At 58.6% G+C, this 23586-nt stretch carries 14 protein-coding genes and 4 pseudogenes; 6 read left to right on the forward strand and 12 right to left on the reverse strand.

Going from position 1 to position 23586, the window contains the following annotated elements; translation table 11 throughout:
- Nucleotides 1-243 precede the first annotated feature (243 nt).
- The gene (locus CES87_RS03205) at nucleotides 244-2049 is read left to right on the forward strand and encodes a phenylacyl-CoA dehydrogenase (protein ID WP_128604930.1); all 1806 of its coding nucleotides are present in this window, start codon (nucleotides 244-246) and stop codon (nucleotides 2047-2049) included.
- A gap of 78 nt (nucleotides 2050-2127) precedes the next feature.
- Here CES87_RS03205 and CES87_RS03210 read toward each other — a convergent pair whose 3' ends face one another.
- Nucleotides 2128-3495, reverse strand: a complete 1368-nt coding sequence (locus CES87_RS03210; protein WP_256590813.1) for a hypothetical protein — start codon at nucleotides 3493-3495, stop codon at nucleotides 2128-2130.
- A gap of 41 nt (nucleotides 3496-3536) precedes the next feature.
- Entirely contained in the window at nucleotides 3537-3878 is a 342-nt protein-coding gene (locus tag CES87_RS32825) for a hypothetical protein (protein WP_256590814.1), read from the reverse strand.
- Nucleotides 3879-5068: 1190 nt separating this feature from the next.
- Here CES87_RS32825 and CES87_RS03215 point away from each other — a divergent pair.
- The 4 genes and pseudogenes from CES87_RS03215 to CES87_RS03235 all read left to right on the forward strand — a co-directional run bounded on the left by CES87_RS03215 (nucleotide 5069) and on the right by CES87_RS03235 (nucleotide 12590).
- Nucleotides 5069-7161: pseudogene (locus CES87_RS03215) on the forward strand (cytochrome-c peroxidase).
- A 152-nt stretch (nucleotides 7162-7313) separates the two neighbouring features.
- Nucleotides 7314-8606, forward strand: a complete 1293-nt coding sequence (locus CES87_RS03220) for a GGDEF domain-containing protein (protein WP_128604931.1) — start codon at nucleotides 7314-7316, stop codon at nucleotides 8604-8606.
- A gap of 86 nt (nucleotides 8607-8692) precedes the next feature.
- A pseudogene (locus CES87_RS03225) lies at nucleotides 8693-10488 on the forward strand (acyl-CoA dehydrogenase C-terminal domain-containing protein).
- 323 nt (nucleotides 10489-10811) lie between these two features.
- Complete coding sequence (locus tag CES87_RS03235; RefSeq protein ID WP_128604932.1) at nucleotides 10812-12590, forward strand: acyl-CoA dehydrogenase C-terminal domain-containing protein; 1779 nt, start codon at nucleotides 10812-10814, stop codon at nucleotides 12588-12590.
- Nucleotides 12591-12817: 227 nt separating this feature from the next.
- On the opposite strand, the pseudogene CES87_RS32830 reads toward CES87_RS03235, so the two are convergent.
- Nucleotides 12818-12934 (reverse strand): annotated as a pseudogene (locus CES87_RS32830) (LysR family transcriptional regulator); the annotation flags it as partial.
- On the opposite strand from CES87_RS32830, the pseudogene CES87_RS32575 reads away from it, so the two are divergent.
- Nucleotides 12917-12991 (forward strand): annotated as a pseudogene (locus tag CES87_RS32575) (YqaE/Pmp3 family membrane protein); the annotation flags it as partial. The pseudogenes CES87_RS32830 and CES87_RS32575 overlap by 18 nt on opposite strands.
- Nucleotides 12992-13129: 138 nt before the next feature.
- On the opposite strand, the gene CES87_RS03245 reads toward CES87_RS32575, so the two are convergent.
- The 9 genes from CES87_RS03245 to CES87_RS03285 all read right to left on the reverse strand — a co-directional run bounded on the left by CES87_RS03245 (nucleotide 13130) and on the right by CES87_RS03285 (nucleotide 23429).
- On the reverse strand, nucleotides 13130-14956 hold the full coding sequence (locus CES87_RS03245) for a S9 family peptidase (RefSeq protein WP_128604934.1): 1827 nt from the start codon (nucleotides 14954-14956) through the stop codon (nucleotides 13130-13132).
- Nucleotides 14922-16064, reverse strand: a complete 1143-nt coding sequence (pqqE, locus tag CES87_RS03250) for a pyrroloquinoline quinone biosynthesis protein PqqE (protein ID WP_178081367.1) — start codon at nucleotides 16062-16064, stop codon at nucleotides 14922-14924. Before pqqE ends, CES87_RS03245 begins: the two co-directional genes overlap by 35 nt.
- 4 nt (nucleotides 16065-16068) lie before the next feature.
- A complete protein-coding gene (pqqD, locus tag CES87_RS03255) occupies nucleotides 16069-16344 on the reverse strand; it encodes a pyrroloquinoline quinone biosynthesis peptide chaperone PqqD (RefSeq protein WP_128604936.1) in 276 nt (91 codons plus the stop codon).
- Nucleotides 16341-17093, reverse strand: a complete 753-nt coding sequence (gene pqqC / locus CES87_RS03260) for a pyrroloquinoline-quinone synthase PqqC (protein WP_128604937.1) — start codon at nucleotides 17091-17093, stop codon at nucleotides 16341-16343. Before pqqC ends, pqqD begins: the two co-directional genes overlap by 4 nt.
- A gap of 129 nt (nucleotides 17094-17222) precedes the next feature.
- Nucleotides 17223-18134 (reverse strand): pyrroloquinoline quinone biosynthesis protein PqqB, encoded by a 912-nt coding sequence (pqqB, locus tag CES87_RS03265; RefSeq protein ID WP_128604938.1) that lies wholly within the window; start codon nucleotides 18132-18134, stop codon nucleotides 17223-17225.
- A 116-nt stretch (nucleotides 18135-18250) separates the two neighbouring features.
- On the reverse strand, nucleotides 18251-18325 hold the full coding sequence (gene pqqA, locus CES87_RS03270; RefSeq protein ID WP_080591079.1) for a pyrroloquinoline quinone precursor peptide PqqA: 75 nt from the start codon (nucleotides 18323-18325) through the stop codon (nucleotides 18251-18253).
- A 155-nt stretch (nucleotides 18326-18480) separates the two neighbouring features.
- Nucleotides 18481-20901 carry a pyrroloquinoline quinone biosynthesis protein PqqF gene (gene pqqF, locus CES87_RS03275; RefSeq protein ID WP_128604939.1) on the reverse strand — a complete coding sequence of 807 codons (2421 nt, stop codon included), beginning with the start codon at nucleotides 20899-20901 and terminating at the stop codon, nucleotides 18481-18483.
- Between the two features lie 38 nt (nucleotides 20902-20939).
- Nucleotides 20940-21734, reverse strand: a complete 795-nt coding sequence (locus CES87_RS03280; protein WP_128604940.1) for a carbon-nitrogen hydrolase family protein — start codon at nucleotides 21732-21734, stop codon at nucleotides 20940-20942.
- Nucleotides 21735-21746: 12 nt separating this feature from the next.
- Nucleotides 21747-23429 (reverse strand): NAD(P)/FAD-dependent oxidoreductase, encoded by a 1683-nt coding sequence (locus CES87_RS03285; RefSeq protein ID WP_128604941.1) that lies wholly within the window; start codon nucleotides 23427-23429, stop codon nucleotides 21747-21749.
- Between the last annotated feature and the right edge of the window lie 157 nt (nucleotides 23430-23586).

A 23586-nucleotide genomic window follows, 5' to 3' on the forward strand; every position in this document is an offset into this window, starting at 1 on the left:
CATTCGCGGCGTTTTTCTGCGTAAGTCCTTCTCTGCAAACTATTCTTTCCTACACGGCGTGTTGCTTGTTCAGCGCCATTGCACGGCTGCGCGTCCCTGCATGGCATGGGGCGATGACGAGCGGCAAAAGATCGAAGCTTGACAAGCTTTTGGCGTAAACGTATGTTTCAAACAACTGTTTGACCGCCACAACAAATCCACGCGGTCGTTCATTCACGGTTACATCAGCAGAGGTTTATCGCTATGCCTGACTACAAGGCCCCCTTGCGTGATATTCGCTTCGTTCGTGACGAACTGCTCGGCTACGAAGCGCACTATCAGAGCCTTCCGGCTTGCGCAGACGCAACTCCGGACATGGTTGACGCCATTCTCGAAGAAGGCGCCAAGTTTTGTGAGCAGGTGCTGGCTCCGCTGAACCGCGTGGGCGACCTCGAAGGCTGCACCTGGAGCGAGTCCGGCGTTAAAACCCCGACTGGCTTCAAAGAGGCCTACAAGCAATTCGTCGAAGGCGGCTGGCCAAGCCTGGCACACGACGTGGAGCACGGCGGTCAAGGCCTGCCGGAGTCCCTCGGCCTGGCTGTAAGCGAAATGGTCGGCGAAGCCAACTGGTCGTGGGGCATGTACCCAGGCCTGTCCCATGGCGCGATGAACACCATCTCCGAGCACGGCACGCCTGAGCAGCAAGAGGCTTACCTGACCAAACTGGTTTCCGGTGAATGGACCGGCACCATGTGCCTGACCGAACCTCACTGTGGTACCGACCTGGGCATGCTGCGCACCAAGGCCGAACCACAGGCCGACGGCTCCTACAAAGTGTCCGGCACCAAGATCTTCATCTCGGCCGGTGAACACGACATGGCCGATAACATCGTCCACATCGTGCTGGCCCGCCTGCCGGATGCACCGGCCGGTACCAAAGGCATCTCGCTGTTCATCGTTCCGAAGTTCCTGCCGAACGCTGATGGTTCGATCGGCGCCCGTAACGCAGTGTCCTGCGGTTCCCTGGAACACAAGATGGGCATCCACGGCAACGCCACCTGCGTGATGAACTTCGACGCGGCCACCGGTTTCCTGATCGGCCCGGCGAACAAAGGCCTGAACTGCATGTTCACCTTCATGAACACCGCACGTCTGGGTACCGCGTTGCAAGGCCTCGCCCACGCTGAAATCGGCTTCCAGGGTGGTCTGAAATACGCTCGTGATCGCCTGCAAATGCGCTCGCTGACTGGCCCGAAAGCACCGGAAAAAGCCGCTGACCCAATCATCGTGCACCCTGACGTACGCCGCATGCTGTTGACCATGAAGGCGTTCGCCGAAGGCAACCGTGCGATGGTTTACTTCACCGCCAAGCAGGTCGACATCGTCAAGTACGGCGTGGATGAAGAAGAGAAGAAGAAAGCCGACGCACTGCTGGCTTTCATGACGCCAATCGCTAAAGCCTTTATGACCGAAGTCGGTTTCGAATCGGCTAACCACGGCGTGCAGATCTACGGCGGCCACGGCTTCATCGCCGAGTGGGGCATGGAGCAGAACGTTCGCGACAGCCGCATTTCCATGCTGTACGAAGGCACCACTGGCATCCAGGCACTCGACCTGCTGGGCCGTAAAGTGTTGATGACTCAAGGCGAGGCTCTGAAAGGCTTCACCAAGATCGTGCACAAGTTCTGCCAGACCAACGAAGGCAACGAAGCGGTCAAAGAGTTCGTCGCACCGCTGGCTGCTCTGAACAAGGAATGGGGCGAGCTGACCATGAAGGTCGGTATGGCCGCCATGAAGGATCGCGAAGAAGTGGGCGCGGCCTCGGTGGACTACCTGATGTATTCCGGTTACGCCTGCCTGGCCTACTTCTGGGCCGACATGGCGCGCCTGGCGGCCGAAAAACTGGCTGCTGGCACTTCCGACCAGGCGTTCTACACCGCCAAGCTGCAGACTGCGCGCTTCTACTTCCAGCGCATACTGCCGCGTACCCGCACTCACGTTGTAACCATGCTGTCGGGAGCCAACAACCTGATGGACATGAAAGAAGAAGACTTCGCACTGGGTTACTAAGCCTTAATACAGTCCTTAAAAAAACCGCCGCTCCCTCGGGAGCGGCGGTTTTTTTTTGCTCGGTCGTCAGACCCATGATCACCATGGCGTTGGGGCTAAAGGACCGACACCGCCTGGAGAATTCGCGCCCTCTCCGTTACGTATGAATGGCAGGTGCCAGAAATCGTTCGGTACAACGGGATCGCCAGGCTTGACGCCTTCCGGAAAGATGAACTCAAACACGGGCGCCACGTACTGTCCAGCGACCAATCCATTGGCTACCGTCAGCCTGCTGGCGTTCTGGATGCAACTGTCTACGACGGTTTGTGAGGCCGTTTGCTGTGGAACACACAGTGAGCGCGCAACTACACGCAAGGTTCGGGTCGGCTGACTGAGAAGGCCAGTGGGTGCCTTGGTCGCCCGTATCCTGGCGCGTTGTGGCTGAGGTCCGACGTTCTGCGTGGTAATACCGCCCGAGGCGCCCAGGCAACTTGCCGCAAGACCCAGGGCAGGGTCGCATTCACCAGTCATCTCAAAGGGTGTAACCCAGCGATTGGTTTGTACGCCTGTCGACGGATTGACATCTATCAGATAAATGTCGACCGGGGTCTTTATATCGGTTGTCGAGGCTTCAAGAACCAGCCGGTCCTGCGTTTCCTGAGCTACACCGTTGATGGCTGTTGCCGCTGGGTCCGCAGTGCCGATACCGAACTCCCCGATAGACAGGTAGCTGGGCTGGGTACCGGGCTGAGTGTAGATGCCGACGTTGGCTTCAATCGTATGCGCAGAGATGAAGTCCGGAGCTCCGGATGTGGTTGATTTGAACAGTGTGCCGGAATAGCTGATGAAGTCGCCCACCTCGAACGGTGCCTGTTGCGTCGGGTCTGGGTCCGTTGCAGTGCGCGAAGCATCGCTGAATCTCTTCATGACGTATTGGCTGCAATAGGTCTGGCCCGTCACCGGAGGGGAAAGCTCTCCACTGACAGGAGGAGTTACGCCAGCCTGGCTGAAATTACGGCAGTTATTGGTCGTTGTCGGGGTGACCACTTTCGGGCGGTTTTTCTGTGGGCAGAGTGCGTCTTCCCCGGAAATGCTGCGCGGCACGCACATCGGGTAGCCGGTGGCGGCGTGGATAGTCGGGTTCGCATCATCGACGGAGAAGCGTGGGTCGGGGCTTTGGGCGCGGCCAAAACGTCCATTCGGGTCGTTGATCTGGATGATCGTCGGTTGCGACGGGTTGCCACTGTCAACTTCGAGGTTGCCATTGGTGAAGTCGATCCGGGTGATGACCCCACTACCAGCGTTCGCTGCTTGCTGGGAGACAAAAATCAGCCCGGCTATTTGCTTGTTGGAGACAGTATTACCTACCACGTGGATCTCGAACGAGGGATATGAAGTCGGTCCCTTGTTGAGTGCCAGCGATCCGCCCTTGACGAATTCTGCCCAGGTCAGGGTGTTGGCCGGCATCTGCATAATCGTATTGCAAGGGACGGTAATGGTAACGCCGTTCAGTTGGACAGTACCCCCAAACGCCCAGGATCAGTGGTGCCAGGGCAATTAACATTAGTGGGATCCAGCGTCATGTTCTGGATAAAACCTGTAACGTCAAAGCCATGAATTGCAGTGGGGTTTGCGAAAACCGGATCAGGCAGCGTGGGTGTCGTGAATGGCGAGGGCGCGCCCTTGACGGGTTTCGCCGTACCCCCTTTAGCAAAGGCATCACCTCCCCCAGCAACGGTCAGTGCGACAGCGACGACACTGGCGAGCAGCGCGTAGCGACCGAAAATACCATTTAAGGGCTTGGGGAGCGGTGGTGTCGCGAGCGCTCTTTCGTGTACGAATAAGCTCATGGTTCTCTCCAATATATTGCAGGACCTGTTGCCGGCCAATCGATTCACGGATCTGCTGCTGCGCTGAATCCTGCGCAAGAAAAGCGCAAAGCTGTGAGTGTCGAAGGGGCTCGATCCAACGGGATAAGTGCCTGTGTACGGTCGACACTTACCGTTCGGATGCTTTCATCCTGCATTGCGTCGGCCGGTTACGGACGCAATCGCTATAGACATTTCCTTGAGCCTGAGGCCTGCAAAGCAGTTGGCGTGCCTGAATGGAATAATTAGTCACAAATAGTCGCCGGCGCACTAGAACTGCGGGCTGCGCAGTCAGGGAGGATATTGCGCACAACACTGCCGAATTGATATTCACCAATATAGGGGGGATATATACCCATGTTCGGGAACCTGCGGAGTTGAAGTTGTGGTGCTCGCTGGGTGCGCTCAGTCATAAGTACTAATTGAGAAGTATTGTCTATATCTACGCCAGGTGGGAGAGGCGTTACAAGAAAAATATACTGAGGTGTTAGTTGTAAAAATTGATTGTGTTTCGATATGAAAATAAACATAGCTTGCGCGGTGCAACTTGCGCACGAGTGGAGTATCTGTATTTGATTTCTGTTTCTCCCTTGCACAAAGTTAGATTGGTAGGCGGTCTCTTAGATGTCCGCTTACCCTGTGTTGTATGAGTTAGCAATTACTCTGCCAGTTTATTTATAAACGCCGGTTGGTGCGCTAGGCCCTTTAAATATTGGCCTTTGCGATGTACTGATGAACGCCCTGTATGTGTTGTTGGGGAATGTTCCCCGATAGTGGGGGAAACTACACCGGAATTGAGGGGTAAGTGAAATTACTGTTGAGGCTGATTGCCCAGCATTCTCGTTCGGCAATTTTTAACTGGGGCAGAATTAAAAAATATTGAAATTTGGCTGTTGAAATTTTTTGTTACGGCTAGAGTAGGTTAAGCACCCCTCGGAGGTGCGACATAACAATAATTAATCAAGCCTGAGCCAAGAGAGTACTTTGCCTGTTATGCCTTGCTGTGCCAGGCCAACTTGTGTTGGTGTTATTACGGGTGCGAGCATTAGGTTTCATGGCGATGAGTTCATCTCGCAACAGGAGAATCACGGAGCCTGGCTACTCCGTACTGGGAGAATGTCATCATGGATAAGTACTTGAGCATCTTTCGAACCACTCGTAAGTCCCATGCGATGGCGGGCGCTCTGCTTGCCATCGGTCTGCCGGTCGTGAATGCCTGGGCTGCTGACCCGGTAGTGGTCAATCCGGTAGTGCCAGACGTGCCCTCACTGCAATCGCTGCGCGGTATGACGCCACCCGACCCGTCGGGCACCGAAGGCGGGCGCAAAGTCGATCTGATGACGGACTACGTGCTCAACCGCTCGGCAGCGGTTCTGCTGGGCAAAGCGCTGTTCTGGGACATGGATGTCGGCAGCGATGGTTCTACTGCTTGCGCCTCCTGCCACTTCCACGCGGGCGCCGATCATCGGACTACCAATCAGATCAACCCCGGCCTGGCGAATACCAACGCGAACGTCTCGTCGATCTTCAACAAACCGTTTGCCGCCTCCAACATTCCGGGGGACGTGTCGAGCTACACTACCAAATCCGGTGGCAAGGGCGGGCCCAACTATCTGCTGAAGAAAAACGATTTTCCGACCCATGTATTGGCCGATCCAATGGATCGCAACTCGGCGATTCTCTATTCGACCGACGACGTGATCGGTTCACAAGGCGTATTCGACGCCAACTTCGTCAAGCCTCAACAGACTCGTTTCGATAAATGCATCCAGCAACCGGACGGCATCTTCCAGGTAGGCGGCATCAATGTTCGCCGCAGCACCGGGCGTAACGCGCCGACGGTGATCAACGCTGCGTTCAACGTGCGCAACTTCTGGGATGGTCGGGCCAACAATGTGTTCAACGGCTTCTCGCCCTTCGGCAATCGCGACCCCGATGCCGGATCTACGTGACCAAGGACGCCAGCGGCGTGGCGCTCAAAGTACGACTGGCGCTTAAAGATGCTTCCGCCGCCTCGCAATCGGTAGGGCCTCCAGGCAGCCCGGTGGAAATGTCCTGCGGCGGTCGTACCTTCGCTGACATTGGCCGGCGCATGCTCGACTCCCTGATGCTCAGGCAGCAGCGGATCTCCTCAACCGATTCAGTACTGGCATCAGTGTCCGGCGCCCGTCGGCCGACGTACCGCGAGCTGGTTAAGGCTGCGTTCCAGCCACGCCTGTGGAACGCCACGCAGCAGGTTTCCTTGGGCGGCGCGCCGTACACCCAGATGGAAGCGAACTTCCCGTTGTTCTTCGGGTTGGCGATCCAGATGTATGAGTCCACGCTGATCTCGGACCGGGCACCATTGGATGCCTATTTGCAGGGCGATCACACGGCTATGAACGACCAGCAGGTCCAGGGCATGAACCTGTTCCTGGGTAAGGGCAAGTGCATCAGTTGCCACGGTGGCGCGGAATTGACCAACGCCGGCAGCCGTTTACTGTTCCAGCCTCGGGAACGTATCGAGCGCATGGTCATGGCAGATGGCCTGACCACGTTGTATGACAACGGCTTCTACAACACCGGGGTGCGTCCGGCCTCGGAAGACTTGGCGGTCGGTGGGTCGGATGCCTGGGGCAACCCATTGTCTTTCACCCGCGAGTACAACACCGTACTGAAGGGTGGCTCGATCCCTGACCCGCTGGATGTCGATGTGTGCACCTTCGAAGCGCGTTTGAGTCCGGCGATTCCTTGTGACCCAACGCTCAAACCCAATGTCGGTTTCCGCGACTCTGTCGATGGCGCCTTCAAGACTCCGACGTTGCGCAACATTGCGCTGACCGGGCCCTACTTCCACAACGGCAGCCGCGCGACGCTGCAGCAGGTCATGGAATTCTACAACCGTGGCGGCGACCGGCGTGGCGAAGATGCGAGTAACACCAGCGGATTCGACCACCCGGCGGTCAATCAGCACAACGCCTCAAATCTTGATCCGGACATGACCCGACTGAACCTCACCCCGGATGAAGTGGATGCACTGGTCAAGTTCATGGAAGTCGGGTTGACCGACCCTCGGGTCGCATGGGAACGGGCACCGTTTGATCATCCATCACTGATACTCCCACAGGGCGAAAAGGGTGACGAAAACGCCGTTGTACAAAAAGCGGCCGGTCCGAATGTCACCACCCGCCAGGCGCTGGACGCCAATATCTTGCTTCAACCGGTCGGTGCCGAAGGACGCACTGCTCTACAAGGGCCGCTGCAACCGTTCAACAACGACCTCTAACATTACTCCCCTTGCGTCACTGGCGACTCTGATGGTCGCCAGTGACGATCTTTTACAAATACCTCAGTATTTTCACTCAGCAAATCCGGATTTCTGCCGTTAAAGTGCTGGGCACAATGCCATCAATCGCTTTGACGGTCGGAGCTTTACCCTTGCCGCGTTCTTCCGCTGTACGTTTCAGTCATTTCCTGCCGTCATTACTGCTGTTGCTGGCGGGGCTCGCGGCTGCGTACGTCAAGGATCTGAACGTGTTCTTCACGTCACTGTTCAACGTGCTACCTACCCTGGTGCTGTTGCTCGGTGGTGCTTACTGCGCGGTTTACCGACGTCAACGTGAGCTGTTTCTGATGGTCACGGTGTACATCGCCTACTTCCTGCTCGACACCCAGACCGACTATTACCGCGACAACGGCAAGGTTCGCGAAGACGCCGCGGTGGTCTTTCATTTGTGCTGCCTGCTGCTGCCGCTGCTGTTTGGTGTGTTCGCCGCATGGCAGGAGCGAACACATCTGTTCCAGGACATGGTGGCGCGTTTCGCGGTGTTGCTGGCGGTGGGCAGCGTGGCGTTGGGGCTGGAGCAAAGTTACCCGCAGGCGTTGCTGATGTGGTTGTCGGAGATTCGCTGGCCGGCCTTGCACGGCGCCTGGATGAGCCTGATCCAGTTGTCGTATCCGGTGTTCATCGCATCATTCCTGCTGTTGGCCGGGCAGTATTGGCGCAACCCGAGACCGCTCCACGCTGCGCAACTGGTGGGCTTGCTCGGGCTGTTCTGGATGCTGCCGAAAACCTTCATTCTGCCGTTCACCCTGAACATCATGTGTAGTCAGGTGATGTTGATGATCGCTGCCGCCGTTGCTCATGAGGCCTATCAAATGGCCTTTCGTGACGAGCTGACGGGGCTGCCGGGGCGCCGCGCCCTGAACGAACGTATGCAGCGCCTGGGGCGTAACTATGTGCTGGCGATGAGCGACGTCGACCACTTCAAGAAATTCAACGACACCCACGGCCACGATGTCGGTGACCAGGTGTTGCGACTGGTCGCCAGCAAACTGTCGAAAATCGGAGGCGGCGGTAAGGCGTATCGCTACGGCGGTGAGGAATTCGCCCTGGTGTTTGCAGGCAAGACCCTCGAAGAGTGCTTGCCGCATCTCGAAGTAATCCGCGAATCCATCGCCACCTACAACATTCATCTACGCAATCAGGACAGCCGTCCGCAGGATGATAGTCAGGGGCGTCAGCGCCGCTCCGGTTCCGCCGCTTCGAGCGTGTCGGTCACTGTCAGCATCGGCGTCGCCGAGCGGGTGGAGCAACGCACCCCCGAGGAAGTGCTCAAGTCCGCTGACCAGGCGCTCTATAGCGCCAAGGGCGCCGGGCGTAACTGCGTGGTGGCATTCGGGCAGAACCGCCGCGGGGCCGTGCGCATGGACGCCGCTGCGGTTGGGTGATGATGGCGCATTCAGCGTATATACAGTGATTGTGAGGCGTGATTGCCAGCAGTAGGTTGAAGAAATCTGCCGCCGGAGAAATGACCATGCCCGAGTACAAAGCACCCCTGCGCGACATGCGCTTTTTGATCGACCACGTCTTCGATTTCACAGCAACTACGCGGCGCTGGGTGCTGCGGACGCCAGCCCGGACATGATCAGTGCGATCCTCGAGGAAGGCGCAAAATTCTGTGAGAACGTCCTGTCGCCACTCAATCGCAGCGGCGACGAAGAGGGCTGCCATTTCGACAATGGCGTGGTGACAACACCTGCAGGCTTCAAGCAGGCTTTCGCACAATATGTGGAAGGCGGCTGGCATGGCCTGGCGGCGGATCCGGCTTACGGTGGCCAGGGTCTGCCCAGCTCTTTGGGGCTGGTCATCAGCGAAATGGTAGCTTCAAGCAACACATCGTGGGGCATGTACCCCGGCCTGACCCACGGCGCCATGTCGGCGATCCACGCCCATGGCACCGAAGACCAGAAACAGACCTACCTGAGCAAGCTCACCGCCGGCCAATGGACCGGCACCATGTGCCTGACCGAAGCCCATTGCGGCACCGATCTGGGCATCATCAAGACCCGCGCCATACCCCAGGCCGATGGCAGTTATGCGATCTCCGGCAGCAAGATTTTCATCTCAGCCGGTGAACACGACATGAGCGACAACATCATTCACCTGGTGCTGGCGAAACTGCCGGATGCACCGGCCGGGACCAAAGGCATTTCGCTGTTCATAGTGCCCAAGTTTCTGCCCGATGCCGGGGGCGAAGCAGGCGCGCGCAATGGCGTGTCCTGCGGTTCCATCGAGCACAAAATGGGCATCAAGGCCTCGGCCACCTGCGTGCTGAACTTCGACGCAGCCAAGGGCTTTTTGATCGGTGAAGCAAACAAGGGCCTCAATTGCATGTTTACCATGATGAACCACGCGCGGCTGGGCACCGGCATGCAGGGTTTGTGTCTGGGCGAGGCGAGTTTCCAGGGGGCGATCAAGTACGCCAACGAGCGTTTGCAGATGCGCGCGTTGACCGGCCCGAAAGCGCCGGAAAAAGCCGCCGACCCGATCATTGTTCATCCGGATGTACGCCGGATGTTGCTGACCATGAAGGCCTTCAACGAAGGCAACCGGGCACTGACCTATTTCACCGCGCAGTTGCTGGATGTCGCCCATCTGAGCTCCGATGAAACGGCGCGTCAGGACGCCGAGGACCTGTTGGCGTTTCTGACTCCGATCTGCAAAGCCTTCATGACCGAAACCGGCCTGGAAGTGACCAATCACGGCATGCAAGTGTTCGGCGGCCATGGCTTTATTCGTGAATGGGGTATGGAGCAGTTGGTTCGTGACTGCCGGATTGCACCGATCTATGAAGGCACCAACGGCATTCAGGCACTGGACCTGCTGGGGCGTAAAGTCCTTGGCAGCCAGGGCAAACTGCTGCGTGGCTTTACCAAAATCGTTCACAAGTTATGCGCGGTTAACGCCGAGCATCCGCAATTGGCCGAGTATGTGGCTCAGCTCAATGAGCTGAATCAGCAATGGGGTGAATTGACGACCCGGGTTGGCATGGCCGCGATGAAGAATCCGGATGAAGTCGGCGCCGCATCGGTGGATTATCTGATGTACAGCGGCTACATCATTCTCGGCTATTTGTGGTTGCGAATGGCATTGGTGGCGCAGGCACAGCTTGAGTCAGGCAGCGGTGACGCGGATTTCTGCCGGGCGAAACTGGCGACCTGCGAGTTTTACTTCAAGCGACTGTTGCCCCGCACTTCCGCGCATCGGGCGGCGATCGAGGCGGGGAGTGATTGTTTGATGCAGCTGCCGGCGGAGTTGTTTGCGCTCTGACGCCTCCCCCTGTAGGAGCGAGCTTGCTCGCGATGGTCGTGAACGATAACGCGTAAAACCAGATGCCAAACGGCGCCTTCGGGTTTTTCGCGAGCAAGCTCGCTCCTACAGTCGTCGTCGAACGCAAATTGTGTGACCGACAAAAAACTGTAGGAGCGAGGCTTGCCCGCGAATGCATTCTGAAGGTCACTACGCCAGTGACTAAAAATTACAAATCGGTCATGTGCTGACCCTATGTGTTACAAAAGTTGTTGGGTTACACTCGGACCCATCCAAAGCACCATTCCTGTGAATCACCTGTATTAGATCTTGCGAGGTTTGCCATGGCTGACTACAAAGCGCCCCTGCGCGATATGCGCTTCGTCCTCAATGAAGTTTTCGAGGTCGCCAAACTTTGGGCCGAGCTGCCGGCGCTGGCCGATACCGTCGATGCTGAAACGGTCGAAGCCATTCTCGAAGAGGCTGGCAAGGTCACCAGTAAAAGCATTGCTCCCCTGAGCCGCGCGGCGGACGAAGAGGGCTGCCACTGGGCAGACGGAGCTGTCACCACGCCGGCCGGTTTTGCGCAGGCTTATCAGACCTACGCTGAAGGCGGTTGGGTCGGTGTCGGTGGCGATCCGGCCTACGGCGGCATGGGCATGCCCAAAGCGGTTTCGGCTCAGGTCGAAGAAATGGTCAACTCCGCCAGCCTGTCGTTCGGTCTGTACCCGATGCTGACCGCCGGGGCCTGCCTGTCGATCAACGCCCACGCCAGCGAAGCGCTGAAAGCCGCTTACCTGCCGAACATGTACGCCGGTATCTGGGCCGGCTCCATGTGCCTGACCGAGCCGCACGCCGGCACCGACCTGGGGATCATCCGCACCAAGGCCGAGCCCCAGGCCGACGGTTCTTACAAGGTCAGCGGCACCAAGATTTTCATCACCGGCGGTGAACACGACCTGACCGAAAACATCATTCACCTGGTACTGGCCAAGCTGCCGGACGCACCGGCGGGGCCCAAAGGCATTTCGCTGTTCCTGGTGCCCAAGTTCATGGTCAATGCCGATGGCAGCCTGGGCGAGCGCAACCCTTTGAGCTGCGGTTCGATCGAACACAAGATGGGCATTCAGGCCTCCGCGACCTGTGTGATGAACTTCGACGAAGCCGTGGGTTATCTGGTCGGCGAGCCAAACAAAGGTTTGGCGGCGATGTTCACCATGATGAACTACGAGCGTCTGGGCGTTGGCATCCAGGGTCTGGCCACCGGCGAACGCTCCTATCAGAACGCCGTCGAATACGCCCGGGATCGCCTGCAAAGCCGTTCGCCGACCGGCGCGCAGAACAAGGACAAAGTGGCCGACCCGATCATCGTCCACCCGGACGTGCGTCGCATGTTGCTGACCATGAAAGCCTCGAACGAAGGCGGCCGTGCCTTTTCCACTTACGTCGCCATGCAACTGGACACCGCCAAGTTCAGCGAAGACGCCACGACGCGTAAACGTGCGGAAGACTTGGTGGCGCTGCTGACACCCGTCGCCAAGGCGTTTCTGACCGACCTCGGCCTGGAAACCACGATCCACGGCCAGCAGGTGTTCGGCGGCCATGGCTACATCCGTGAATGGGGCCAGGAGCAACTGGTGCGCGACGTGCGCATCACCCAGATCTACGAAGGTACCAATGGTATTCAGGCGCTCGACCTGGTCGGGCGCAAGATTGTTGGCAGCGGCGGGGCGTTCTATAACCTGTTCGCCGACGAGATTCGTCACTTTACCGCGACTGCCAGCGCTGACCTGGCGGAGTTCACCAAACCGCTGAACGATGCCGTGACAACCCTCGATGAACTGACCGCCTGGTTGCTTGACCGGGCGAAAAACAACCCGAATGAAATCGGCGCGGCGTCGGTCGAGTACCTGCAAGCTTTCGGTTATGTGGCCTATGCCTACATGTGGGCACTGATGGCCAAGGCTGCCATGGGCAAGGAAGCGCAGGACGACTTCTACGCGAGCAAAATGGGCACCGCACGTTTCTACTTTGCCCGCCTGCTGCCGCGGATTCACTCGTTGAGCGCATCTGTGAAGGCGGGAAGCGAGTCGCTGTTCCTGCTGGACGCAGCGCAGTTCTGAGAATGTAACGGCATGTAAGCATTCTCTTACATGCCGTGCTGCTGTTCTCCCATAGAAGCAAATTGGATCCACAGCTAATCTACTTCACATGGACGTAGCGCAGGAAGCGCAAAGCAACAACACGGACACGTAGGATTCTGCCAGGATGGCGGAATGAAAAGGATGTCAGGGAAACAGTCTGCAAAGCCCCGCTTCGGCGGGGTTTTCTTATGCCTGCGAAAAAGTATTCAGTTCAGGCCATCCAGTTCCGAAGCGCTATTCAAGCGTTCATCCGGCCGATTCATCACTTCCTCAAGCAAAGTACTCAACAACGCCAGCGAGGCTTGTTGTCGTTGCTGTTGACGTTGTGCGGTTACATTCCGGGGATCGTGCATGCGGTGTATATCATCGCCAAGCGTTGAGTTCAGCTGCGTCAGGTAAATCGCTTTCGCGGGCAAGCCTCGCTCCTACAAGGGTGCCATAAACCTGTAGGAGCGAGCGGTGCGACGATTCGACTTGCCCGCGAAAGGAAGCCACAGTTTCTGAGCCAGGCGCAGACTTCAGTCCACCTGATCCATCACCCGCCGATAAAACAACCACTCCTGCTCCAGCGCATGGGCCTGATTGCCGGCCTTGCGGAAGCCATGGCGTTCGTCCGCATAGTAATGGGCCTCGGCCAGAATGCCATTGTTCTGCAGCGCTTCAACCATGTCGCGGGTCTGCTGCGGCACTACCACGGCGTCCAGTTCCCCTTGAAAGAAGATCACCGGCACGCAGATGTTGCCAGCGTGCAGCAGCGGCGTTCGTGCGGCGTAGCGCTCGGCGTCTTGCACGGGATCGCCGATCAACCAATCGAGGTAGTCGCCTTCGAACTTGTGCGTTGACCGAACCAATGCAACTGGGTCGCTGACCCCATACAGGCTGGCGCCGGCCCGAAACACGTTGTGGAAGGCCAGCGCGCACAGTGTGGTGTAACCACCGGCACTGCCGCCGCGAATGAACGCCTTGTCGGCATCGATCAATCCGCGATCGGCGAGATGGCTGACCACCGCGCAGGCGTCTTCGACATCGACATCACCCCAACTCAAATGCAGAGCCTGGCGGTAAGTACGGCCGTAGCCGCTGCTACCACGGTAGTTGAGGTCGGCCACGGCGAAACCGCGTTGGGCCCAGTACTGGATGCGCGGGTCGAGCACCGGATAGCACGCCGAAGTCGGGCCGCCGTGGATGAAAACCACCAGTGGCGGTTTTGCTTCGCCTGTCATTGCCGGGTAGAAGAAACCGTGGGCTTCGCCAGAACCGCTTGGATAGCGCAGGGTTTGCGGGCGGCTGATCTGCTCGGCGGGCAATGGGCTGATGCCACCAGCCAGCACCTTGACCTGCCGGGTCTGGCGGTCGATGGCGATCACCGACGAGGAACTGATCGGCGATGCCGCGATGCAATAAATGAATTGCTTATCCAGGGCGAGACTGCGCAAGCGGGTGTAGTCGCCAGTGAACTCTTCACAAGTTTCCCCGCAAATACCCAATCGACCGAATCCGCCTTCGGTCCAACTCGCCAGATAGCGGTCTTCGCTCAGCGGCAACCAGGTGCATCCACCGAGCTGCCAAGGGGCGGGACCATAATCTGCGCCAGCGCTCGGCAAAGGGGTCAGACCGTTTGCCGATTCCACCCAAGGCTGCCAGTAACCGCCACGATCCGTCAGGCAAAACAATCGACCGCTGTTATCAAATCGCGGTTGCTGCAGGGACTCTTGAATCCCGTCACCGGCCACGCAACGGGCTGGGCCAAAACCACCGTCGCTCTGGCGTTCGGCAACCATCAAACGGGTTGCGGTCCATGGCTGATCCGGGCGACTCCACTCGATCCACGCCAGGCGTTGCGAATCAGGACTGAGGGTTGGGGCGGCGTAGAAGTCGGCGCCTTCGGCCAGCAAATGGCGCTTGCCATCAGCCAGATCGATCACCACCAGACGATGCCGGTCGCGGTTCTCTTCAACCGCCAGGATTTGCCCGTTGGCGAACTGCAAGTCGCCATAGCGGCATACACCGGATGTCAGCACCTCGGGTGCCTCGCGCAGTAGCGATTGACGATATAGCTGCTGGTCAGCCTCGTTGACGAAAACCACCCCGTCATCGGTCAGACAAAACGCACCACCGCCATATTCGTACACCCGGCTGCGCACACTGAATCCCGGCGGCGTCAGGCAGTTCGCGACGCCATCGCGCCAATGCCAGATGCGACATGCAGCATCTTCAGGGCGGTATTCGTTCCAGAACAGGCCATGTCGGCCTACCTGCAGTTCAGCAAAATCGATGCCGGCCGCAACGGCCTTGGCAGCGCTGAAGGGTTCAGCTTTTGGCGATAAGGCGTGAGTTTCGTTCATTGCGAAAGGCCAGTTGTTCGATGGACTGGGTGGCGTGCTCGGCTTCTTCGCGAGCCTTGAGGATCACGTCGTGATGGTGCGATTTGCTGCACACCGGGTCGGCATTGCTCGCGTCACCCGTGAGCATAAACGCCTGGCAGCGACAGCCGCCGAAGTCTTTTTCTTTCTCGTCGCAGGAACGGCACGGCTCGGGCATCCAGTCGTAACCGCGAAAACGGTTGAAGCCGAACGAGTCGTACCAGATGTGCTGCATGCTGTGGTCGCGCACGTTGGGAAATTGCACCGGCATCTGTCTGGCACCATGACACGGCAGCGCCGTTCCGTCCGGCGTGACGGTCAGAAAAATACTGCCCCAGCCGTTCATACAGGCTTTCGGACGTTCTTCATAATAGTCCGGCGTGACAAAAATCAGTTTGCACGGATGCCCTTCGGCTTCGAGTTTCGCGCGATATTCATTGGTGATGCGCTCTGCTCGAACGAGCTGTTCCTGGGTCGGCAACAGCCCGACCCGATTGAGCTGCGCCCAACCGTAGAACTGGCAGGTGGCGAGTTCGACGAAGTCCGCCTCAAGGGCGATGCACAGCTCGATGATGCGGTCGATCTTGTCGATGTTGTGCCGGTGGGTGACGAAATTCAGCACCATCGGATAGCCGTGGGCTTTCACTGCGCGGGCCATTTCCAGCTTCTGCGCGAAGGCCTTTTTCGAGCCGGCGAGCAGGTTGTTCACCTGTTCGTCGCTGGCCTGGAAACTGATCTGGATATGATCGAGGCCGGCCTTTTTAAAGTCGCTGATTTTTTGCTCGGTCAGGCCGATGCCGGAGGTGATCAGGTTGGTGTAGAAACCCAGCTGGCGCGCCTCGGCGATCAGCTCGGCGAGGTCCTGGCGCACCAGCGGTTCACCGCCGGAAAAACCCAACTGCGCCGCGCCCATTTCCCGCGCTTCGCGAAACACCTTGATCCACTGCTCGGTGCTCAATTCCTTGCCTTGCTCGGCGAAGTCCAGCGGATTGGAGCAGTACGGGCATTGCAGCGGGCAACGATAGGTCAGCTCGGCCAGCAGCCATAGCGGCAGGCCAATTTCCGGTTTGGGCGGTAACTTGTCCGACACGTGGTCAGGCAAGTTCGATCCAGTGCTGAGCACGAGCGACCTCCATGAATTGCTCGATGTCTTCACCGAGCTCCGGCACGCCGGGAAACTGCTTGTCGAGCTCGGCGATGATCGCCGTGACATCGCGTTGGCCATCGATCAGGCCGCCGATCAGCGCGGCGCTTTCATTGAGTTTAATCATGCCTTCCGGGTACAGCAGCACGTGGCCTTTCTGTGCCGGTTCGTATTGGAAACGGTAACCGGTACGCCAGCTCGGAGTCTTTCTGCGATCGAAACTCATAACGTAATTCCTTTATGCCAGACCCGTTGCCCGGTCACGCTGTGATACGGCGGGCGATTCAACTCGTAAGCCATGCTCATGGCATCGAGCATGCTCCAAAGAATGTCCAGTTTGAACTGGAGAATTTCCAGCATGCGCTCCTGGCCTTCACGCGTCGTGTAGTGCTGCAAGGTGATCGCCAGACCATGCTCGACATCCCGTCGCGCCTGGCCCAGGCGTGTGCGGAAATATTCGTAGCCGGCCGGGTCGATCCACGGGTAATGCTGCGGCCAGCTGTCCAGGCGCGACTGGTGGATCTGTGGCGCGAACAGTTCGGTCAGCGAGCTGCTGGCGGCTTCCTGCCAACTGGCGCGGCGGGCGAAGTTGACGTAGGCGTCGACGGCGAAACGTACGCCGGGCAGTACCAGCTCCTGGGAGCGCAGCTGATCCGGGTCGAGGCCGACCGCCTGGCCCAGACGCAGCCAGGCTTCGATGCCGCCGTCCTCACCGGGGGCGCCGTCGTGGTCCAGCAAGCGCTGAATCCACTCGCGACGGATCTCGCGGTCCGGGCAGTTGGCCAGAATGGCGGCGTCCTTCAGGGGAATGTTCACCTGATAGTAAAAGCGGTTGGCGACCCAGCCCTGGATCTGCTCGCGGGTTGCCCGGCCTTCGTACATCGCCACGTGGTACGGGTGATGGATGTGGTAATAGGCGCCCTTGGCGCGCAGGGCGGCTTCGAATTCGGCGGGGGACATTGGGGTGTCGGTCATTGCGGTTCTCCGGGTATTACCGGTGGATTCTTGGGTGTCGGGTCGGACGCCTTCGCGGGCAAGCCTCGCTCCTACAGGGATTGATGGTGTCCTTGTAGGAGCGAGGCTTGCCCGCGATGAGGCCATCCGCTACAGCACAATACTCATGCCGTCATACGCCACTTCAACCTGGCGCCGATCCAGCTCCGCGCGTTCCGGCGAATCCTCATCGAGAATCGGGTTGGTGTTGTTGATGTGGATAAGCACCTTGCGCTGCGTGGGCAATTGCTCAAGCACTTCGAGCATGCCGCCGGGGCCGTTCTGCGCCAGATGCCCCATCTCACGACCGGTGCGGGTGCCGACGCCACGGCGCTGCATCTCGTCGTCGTCCCACAGCGTGCCGTCCACCAGCAGGCAATCGCTGCCAGCCATGATCTTCAGCAACGACGCATCGACCTTGCCCAGACCGGGTGCGTAGAACAGTTTACCGCCGGTGCTCAGGTCCTCGACGACCAGGCCGATATTGTCGCCCGGATGCGGGTCGAAACGGTGCGGCGAATAGGGTGGCGCGGCGCTGCGCAATGGCAACGGTGTGAAACGCAGGTTCGGGCAGGCCGGGATGCTGAAGCTCTGGTCCAGTTCGATGCGGTTCCAGGTCAGGCCGCCGTTCCAGTGGGTCAGCATGTTGAACAGCGGGAAACCGGTGCTCAGGTCTTCATGGACCATGTCGGTGCACCAGACCTGATGCGGGCAACCTTCGCGCAGGCTGAGCAGGCCAGTGGTGTGATCGATCTGGCTGTCCATCAGGATGATCGCGCTGATGCCTGTATCACGCAGGGCGCGGCCCGGTTGCATCGGGGCGAAGCTCTGGAGCTGGGCACGGATGTCCGGGGAGGTGTTGCACAGCACCCAATTCACGCCGTCATCGGAAATCGCGATGGACGACTGGGTCCGTGCCTTGGCCCGCAGGCTGCCGTCGCGAAAACCTGCGCAGTTCACGCAGTTGCAGTTCCACTGGGGGAAACCGCCGCCAGCGGCGGAACCTAAAATCTGGACAAACATGGGTGCTCCATCATTGCAACGCTGAAAATAAGTAACGCTGAAAATAAAAGTAACGCTGAAAATAAAACGCCTCGGCATAACCGAGGCGTTGAACTGCATTTCTGCCAAGGCAGAGCTTAGCGGCTGGCGAAGTACATGGTGACTTCAAAGCCGATACGCAGGTCGGTGTAAGCAGGTTTGGACCAGGCCATGGGAGCGCTCCTTCAGGTGATGGGACAGTTGAGACCTATACATATAGTCCACCTCCAGTGGGAGATGTTCAGATAGTTAGGCAGCTATGCTACTTAAAATTTCAAAGGAAATGGCTGCAAATGTTCGAGAAAGTTAATTGCAGCCTTTGTAATGATCAATTTGCCACTTGCCAAGGTGAGCCGGGGCACGGCCCGCTGGACAGGCAGCGCCAACCACCTTCGGCTTGAATCAGGCGTTGGGCGGCGGCGATGAGTGCAGGTCGATCAAGTAAAAGAATCGCCTCGGGCAGTTGCACTAGATAATCCGACGAGCGGCCGGCCAGTTTGCCCTGCCAGAGCAGTTCGGCGGCTTGGGCGTTGGACAAGGCGGCGCTGGCGAACTGATCGGCCAGGGCTTGGCGCAGGGTGAGGAAACTGGCGTTATCGAAGTCGCGGATCATGTCCGGCAAACCATTCAGAAACTGTTCGATGTGTTGCAGCAGATCCGGTGGCGCGACGCTCGGCGATTGCACACCAAAAAGCAGCCCGGTTTGCCCGTGCAACTGGCGCAATGCGCTGAACACCGCGTAGCCAAGTTGAAGCTCTACCCGCAAGCGTTGGTAGAACGGGGTTTGAGAGATGTGAGCGAGCAAACGCCACGCCGCTTCGTCGACGATGTCCGTCGAGGCTGTCGGGCAGAACAGCAGCAACGCGCTTTCGCTGGAGGCGGTTTCAACGGTGCTCCAGAGGTGGTGTGCATGAATTGATGGCGGTGGGGTGAGCTGATTGTCAGGTGTGCCGGGGATGCGGCTCAACGCCAGGCCCATTGCTGCTTGGGTCTGAGCCGACAGGCCAATCGCCAGTCCGTCCCAGCGCGAACTCGACCAGAGTTGTTGCGCGTCATCCAAGTCAGTGGTCCGCGCAAGTATGTGAGCGGGAAGTGCCTTGAGCAGTTGCCGGATCGGCATCAATGCTGACTCATTCTGTGTGAATTTGACATCATGATTTGCCAGCGTTTTCAGCACATGTTCCAGAACTGTGGGCATTGGCTCCTGGAGTCCGGTCATCGTTAGTAGCCATTCGTTGGCCGATGCGTTGAACGAAAAATCCACGCCCGCTTGCCGAGCTTCTTCGCGCAGAGGTTGCAGGTTGTTTTCCAAACGCGATTGGAGACTACCGCTTGGTGCCGAGTCCAGGCGCCAGCGCACATACACCGCACCTTCAGCGCTGTTGTCCGGCAATGCCTGGCTAAATTGCATCGGCGAGCGTTCGCGCCGACTACGCGAGCGATCCTGGGCAAAGGTGCGTAGGCCACGGTGGGCGCTGGTCTGGCCGCGAATCAACCCGGCGTTGGTTGCCGGCGCTTCGGATCGCAAGAATGGATTGGGCGACGGCAGTTGCCATTCACCGGTGAAGTTATCCACAGCGCCGATTTGTTGCAGGATTTCCTTGAGGGCATTCACGCCTTGTTCAGATAGCCCGCCTTCGCGCTGTTCACTGTCCAGTCGCGCCAGTTGCAAGGCGCCGCTGACTTGCTGCTGGCGCTGGAGCAAGGCGCTGTATTCGTTGCTTAACCCGCTCCAGTCTTGCCGGGTGAAGTAGCTCAGCCAATCCAGCAGCAGTTCGCGAATCACTGTTGGCGGCGCGTTGGCGTTCAGTGTGAATTCGATGTGCAGCAAGGCTTGACTGGCGAATTGATACAAGGGTGTTGCTTTCAGGCTGTGGGCCCAACCGCGGTTTCGCAATTGCGCCATCAGTCCACCGGGTTTCGCGGCGTTCAGCCAATGGCACAGGAAGGCCAATGCTCCAGGAGATGAATCGGGCAGAGCTTCGAGCGCAAACAACAGGTCCAGCCGACGCTCGTTCACCTGTTGATAACTTCTGTTCGCAGCGTCCATCAACGGCGCAGGCGCTTGTTGCGCGATGGCTTTGCCTTCGGGAATGGCATCAGCGAATGACTGCGCCAGAGATTTCAATTCTTCGAGCGGTTGCGGACCGGTCAAGCTCAGAGTCATTTGCCCGATCTGATAAAACCGCTGATAGAAACCTTTCAATGCCTGCTGAAATTCGGGTTGTGGCACCGGCAGGCTGTCACGGTTTCCGGCATGAAAGCCCCTCAGCGGATGAGCGTCAGAAAGCCCATCGAACAGCGCCAACTGCTGTTGGGCTGCCGCATCTTGCGACCAGGCGACAAACTCTGCGTGTAGCACCTCCCGTTCCCGGCGCTGATCGTCCGCATTCATGCGCGGATGGGCGAGCATGTCTGCCAGACGCTCCAGCCCGCCGCTGAAAGCCTGAGGCGGTAACTCGAAAACGTAGTCGGTGGTGCGTTCGCTGGTCCGCGCGTTTACCTGTCCGCCATGACCCTGGACGTAGGCCATTAACCCTTGGTCTGCGGGAAAACGCTCAGTCCCCAGAAACAGCAGATGCTCAAGAAAATGCGCCAGACCGGGCCAGGCCAGTGGTACATCATGGCTGCCGGCAGCGACACGCAACGCCGCAGCGCTGCGCTTCAATTCGGGCGCATGGCGCAGCGTCACCCGCAGACCATTGGCCAGGGTTTCAGTGTGGGGGCGAGGGTGATTCAGCGCAGGCATGAGCACTTCCAGAACAGTGAAGTGCCAATGCTAGCGGATTAGCGCTTGTTCAGCGCGTCGTAAAGCTCGGGACGGCGATCGATGAGGTAGCGATTGGCAGCGCGGGAATCGACCATCAACTGACGATCCAGCTCACCGACAATCAACGCTTCATCTAGGCCGGCCTGGGCGATACGGCTGCCATCCGGCGCCGCGATGCTGCTCTGGCCGCAATAGTGGATATCGCCTTCATGCCCGCAATAATTGGCGTAGGCCACGTAACACTGATTTTCGAAGGCGCGGGAGCGAACGGTGACGTCGGCGATGAAATCAAAGGGAATCATGTTCGCCGTCGGCGCCAGGATCAGTTCGGCACCGTCGAGGGCCAGGCGTCGGGCGTTTTCCGGGAACTCCAGGTCGTAGCAGATCAGGAAGCCGAGCTTCCAGCCGTTGAGTTCAACGACTGGAAATTCGTCAGTGCCGGGGCTGAACATCGAGCGGTCAAGATCACCGAACAGGTGGGTCTTGCGGTAATTGCAGACGCGCTCGCCCTTAGCGTCGATCAACTGCACTGCGTTGTAGATCTGCCCGTCCTCGGTGCGCTCGGGATAGCCGTACAAAATGGCGATCCCGGCGGTCCGGGCAATGCGCGCAACCTGCTGCGCCGATTCACCGTTGTGCACTTCGGCCAGCACACTGACGGCGTCCACACCGATGTTGTAACCGGTCAGGAACATCTCCGGCAGCACCAGTAAATCGGCGCCTTTGGCTTCCTGCGCCAACTGCTGAAGGCGTTGTAGGTTGCCGGCGACATCCAAAGGCAGTGGTGGACATTGGTAAAGGGCTACGCGCATTTCGGATTCCTCTTACTCGGGCAGGGCGATCGGTCCGATCTCGTTGAACACATCACCTGGACCCGGATTCTCGGCGTGAGTTGCACCGCCGAAATGTTTCATGATGCCCCACACCGCGTTGAGCGACGTCTGCACCGCACCTTCAACCCAGGCCGGCGTCCACGAAACGTCGTCGCCGGCGATGAAAATCCCGCGCTGTTCTGCCGGCATGTCGTCCTGCATGAAATGCGCGTACATACGCTGGTTGTAGCGGTAGTGTCCGGGCAGGGCGCCTTTGAATGCACCGAGAAAATGCGGGTCGGCTTCCCACGATACGGTGATCGGGTCGCCGATGATTCGTGCGGCGATGTCGACTTTCGGGTAGATCTTTTTCAACGCATCCAGCGCCAGTTTTACGCGTTTTTCCACCGGGTGCGGCAGCATTTTCAGCGCGTCGCTCATCCATGAATACGACAGGCAAATCACCCCTGGCTTGTCGTCACCGTTGTCGAACAGATAAGTGCCACGGGTCAGGCGATCGGTGAGGGTCATGCTCATCAGGTCGCGGCCGGTTTCCGGGTCTTTGTCTTTCCAGAACGGACGGTCGACCATCACGAAAGTTTTCGACGATTGCATGTAGCGGGTGCGGTCTAGGGCCATCCACATCTTTTGCGAGAAAAGGCTTTCATCGCATTCGATCTGGGTGGTCAGCAGCCAGCTCTGGCAAGTGGTCAATACCGCGGCGTATTCACGGGTGTCGCCGTTGTTGTCGGTGACCGCAAAACGGCCGTCCGGTGCGTGGGCGATTTTCTTCACCCCGGAGCGTGGGGCACCGCTGTGCAACGACTTGAGGCTGGTGCCTTGCGGCCAGTGTACGCAGCGCTCCGGTACATGGCGCCAGATGCCCTGTGGCACTTGTTCCACGCCACCGACCACCAGATGCTGGTGATCGTCGCAGTTGGTCATCACGACGCGGAAGATTTCCAACATCGAGTTGGGGAAGTCCGAGTCCCAGCCACCGGTGCCGAAGCCGACCTGGCCGAATACTTCGCGGTGATGGAACGACAGTTTGGCGAATGCTTTAGAGGTGGCGACGAAGTCGTAGAACGTGCGGTCGTCCCACAACGGCACGAGGGTGTTCCACAACTCCTTGAGGCGCGGTACGTCGCGGTCGCGGATCGCTTGCTGGATATCTGAGAACTGCGAGCCGGCTTCCAGGGCATCGGCCCAGGCGTCAGCCACTTCCTGGAACAGTGCAGGAAGATCAGTCAGTTTCTGTGCGTAATGGGTTTTGCCTTCCAGATCGATGACGGTGCTGCCGGAGGCAGGCGTCAGCGGGTTAGGGAAGGGCTTGGTCTCAAGACCCAGCTTGTCAACGTAGTGATAGAACGCGGTGGACGACACCGGAAAACGCATACCGCCCAACTCGGCGACGATGCCGTCGGTGCCGTTGAACGCTTGGGAGCGCAGGCGGCCGCCCATTTTTGAAGCTTCATAGACGACGGGCTTAAGGCCGAGCTTCATCAGTTCGTAAGCGGCCACCAGCCCTGCGATACCTGCGCCGACAATCGCCACTTCGGCGCCGTGATTGTGCTCGGGAATGCTCCCCAGGCCGGCCGGGTGTTCGATCCAGTCGTCGAAGCCGAAAGGAAAGTCAGGACCGAAAATGGTGACTGGCTTTTTACCGTCTGCAGGATGGCGATTGTTCTTGTTCATGGCTGACCTTGCTGGCGATCGGACGCGGGGGTGAGCGTCTGAGTATAGGAAAAGATGCCAGCCATTCTAGAGAGCGTAGAACACGTTAATAAGACGCAAAGTGTCGTCGTTTTGCTAATTAACTGATCAATATGACGATCTATAGATACACAATGCC

This window comes from Pseudomonas sp. ERMR1:02, from assembly GCF_002277815.1.
Lineage (GTDB): Bacteria > Pseudomonadota > Gammaproteobacteria > Pseudomonadales > Pseudomonadaceae > Aquipseudomonas.

Coding starts and splice junctions, on each gene's coding strand:
- CES87_RS03205 (WP_128604930.1), top strand. CDS start 244: ATGCCTGACTACAAGGCCCCCTTGCGTGATATTCGCTTCGTTCGTGAC.
- CES87_RS03210 (WP_256590813.1), bottom strand. CDS start 3,495: ATGCCGGCCAACACCCTGACCTGGGCAGAATTCGTCAAGGGCGGATCG.
- CES87_RS32825 (WP_256590814.1), bottom strand. CDS start 3,878: ATGAGCTTATTCGTACACGAAAGAGCGCTCGCGACACCACCGCTCCCC.
- CES87_RS03235 (WP_128604932.1), top strand. CDS start 10,812: ATGGCTGACTACAAAGCGCCCCTGCGCGATATGCGCTTCGTCCTCAAT.
- CES87_RS03245 (WP_128604934.1), bottom strand. CDS start 14,956: ATGAACGAAACTCACGCCTTATCGCCAAAAGCTGAACCCTTCAGCGCT.
- pqqD (WP_128604936.1), bottom strand. CDS start 16,344: ATGAGTTTCGATCGCAGAAAGACTCCGAGCTGGCGTACCGGTTACCGT.
- pqqC (WP_128604937.1), bottom strand. CDS start 17,093: ATGACCGACACCCCAATGTCCCCCGCCGAATTCGAAGCCGCCCTGCGC.
- pqqB (WP_128604938.1), bottom strand. CDS start 18,134: ATGTTTGTCCAGATTTTAGGTTCCGCCGCTGGCGGCGGTTTCCCCCAG.
- pqqF (WP_128604939.1), bottom strand. CDS start 20,901: ATGCCTGCGCTGAATCACCCTCGCCCCCACACTGAAACCCTGGCCAAT.
- CES87_RS03280 (WP_128604940.1), bottom strand. CDS start 21,734: ATGCGCGTAGCCCTTTACCAATGTCCACCACTGCCTTTGGATGTCGCC.
- CES87_RS03285 (WP_128604941.1), bottom strand. CDS start 23,429: ATGAACAAGAACAATCGCCATCCTGCAGACGGTAAAAAGCCAGTCACC.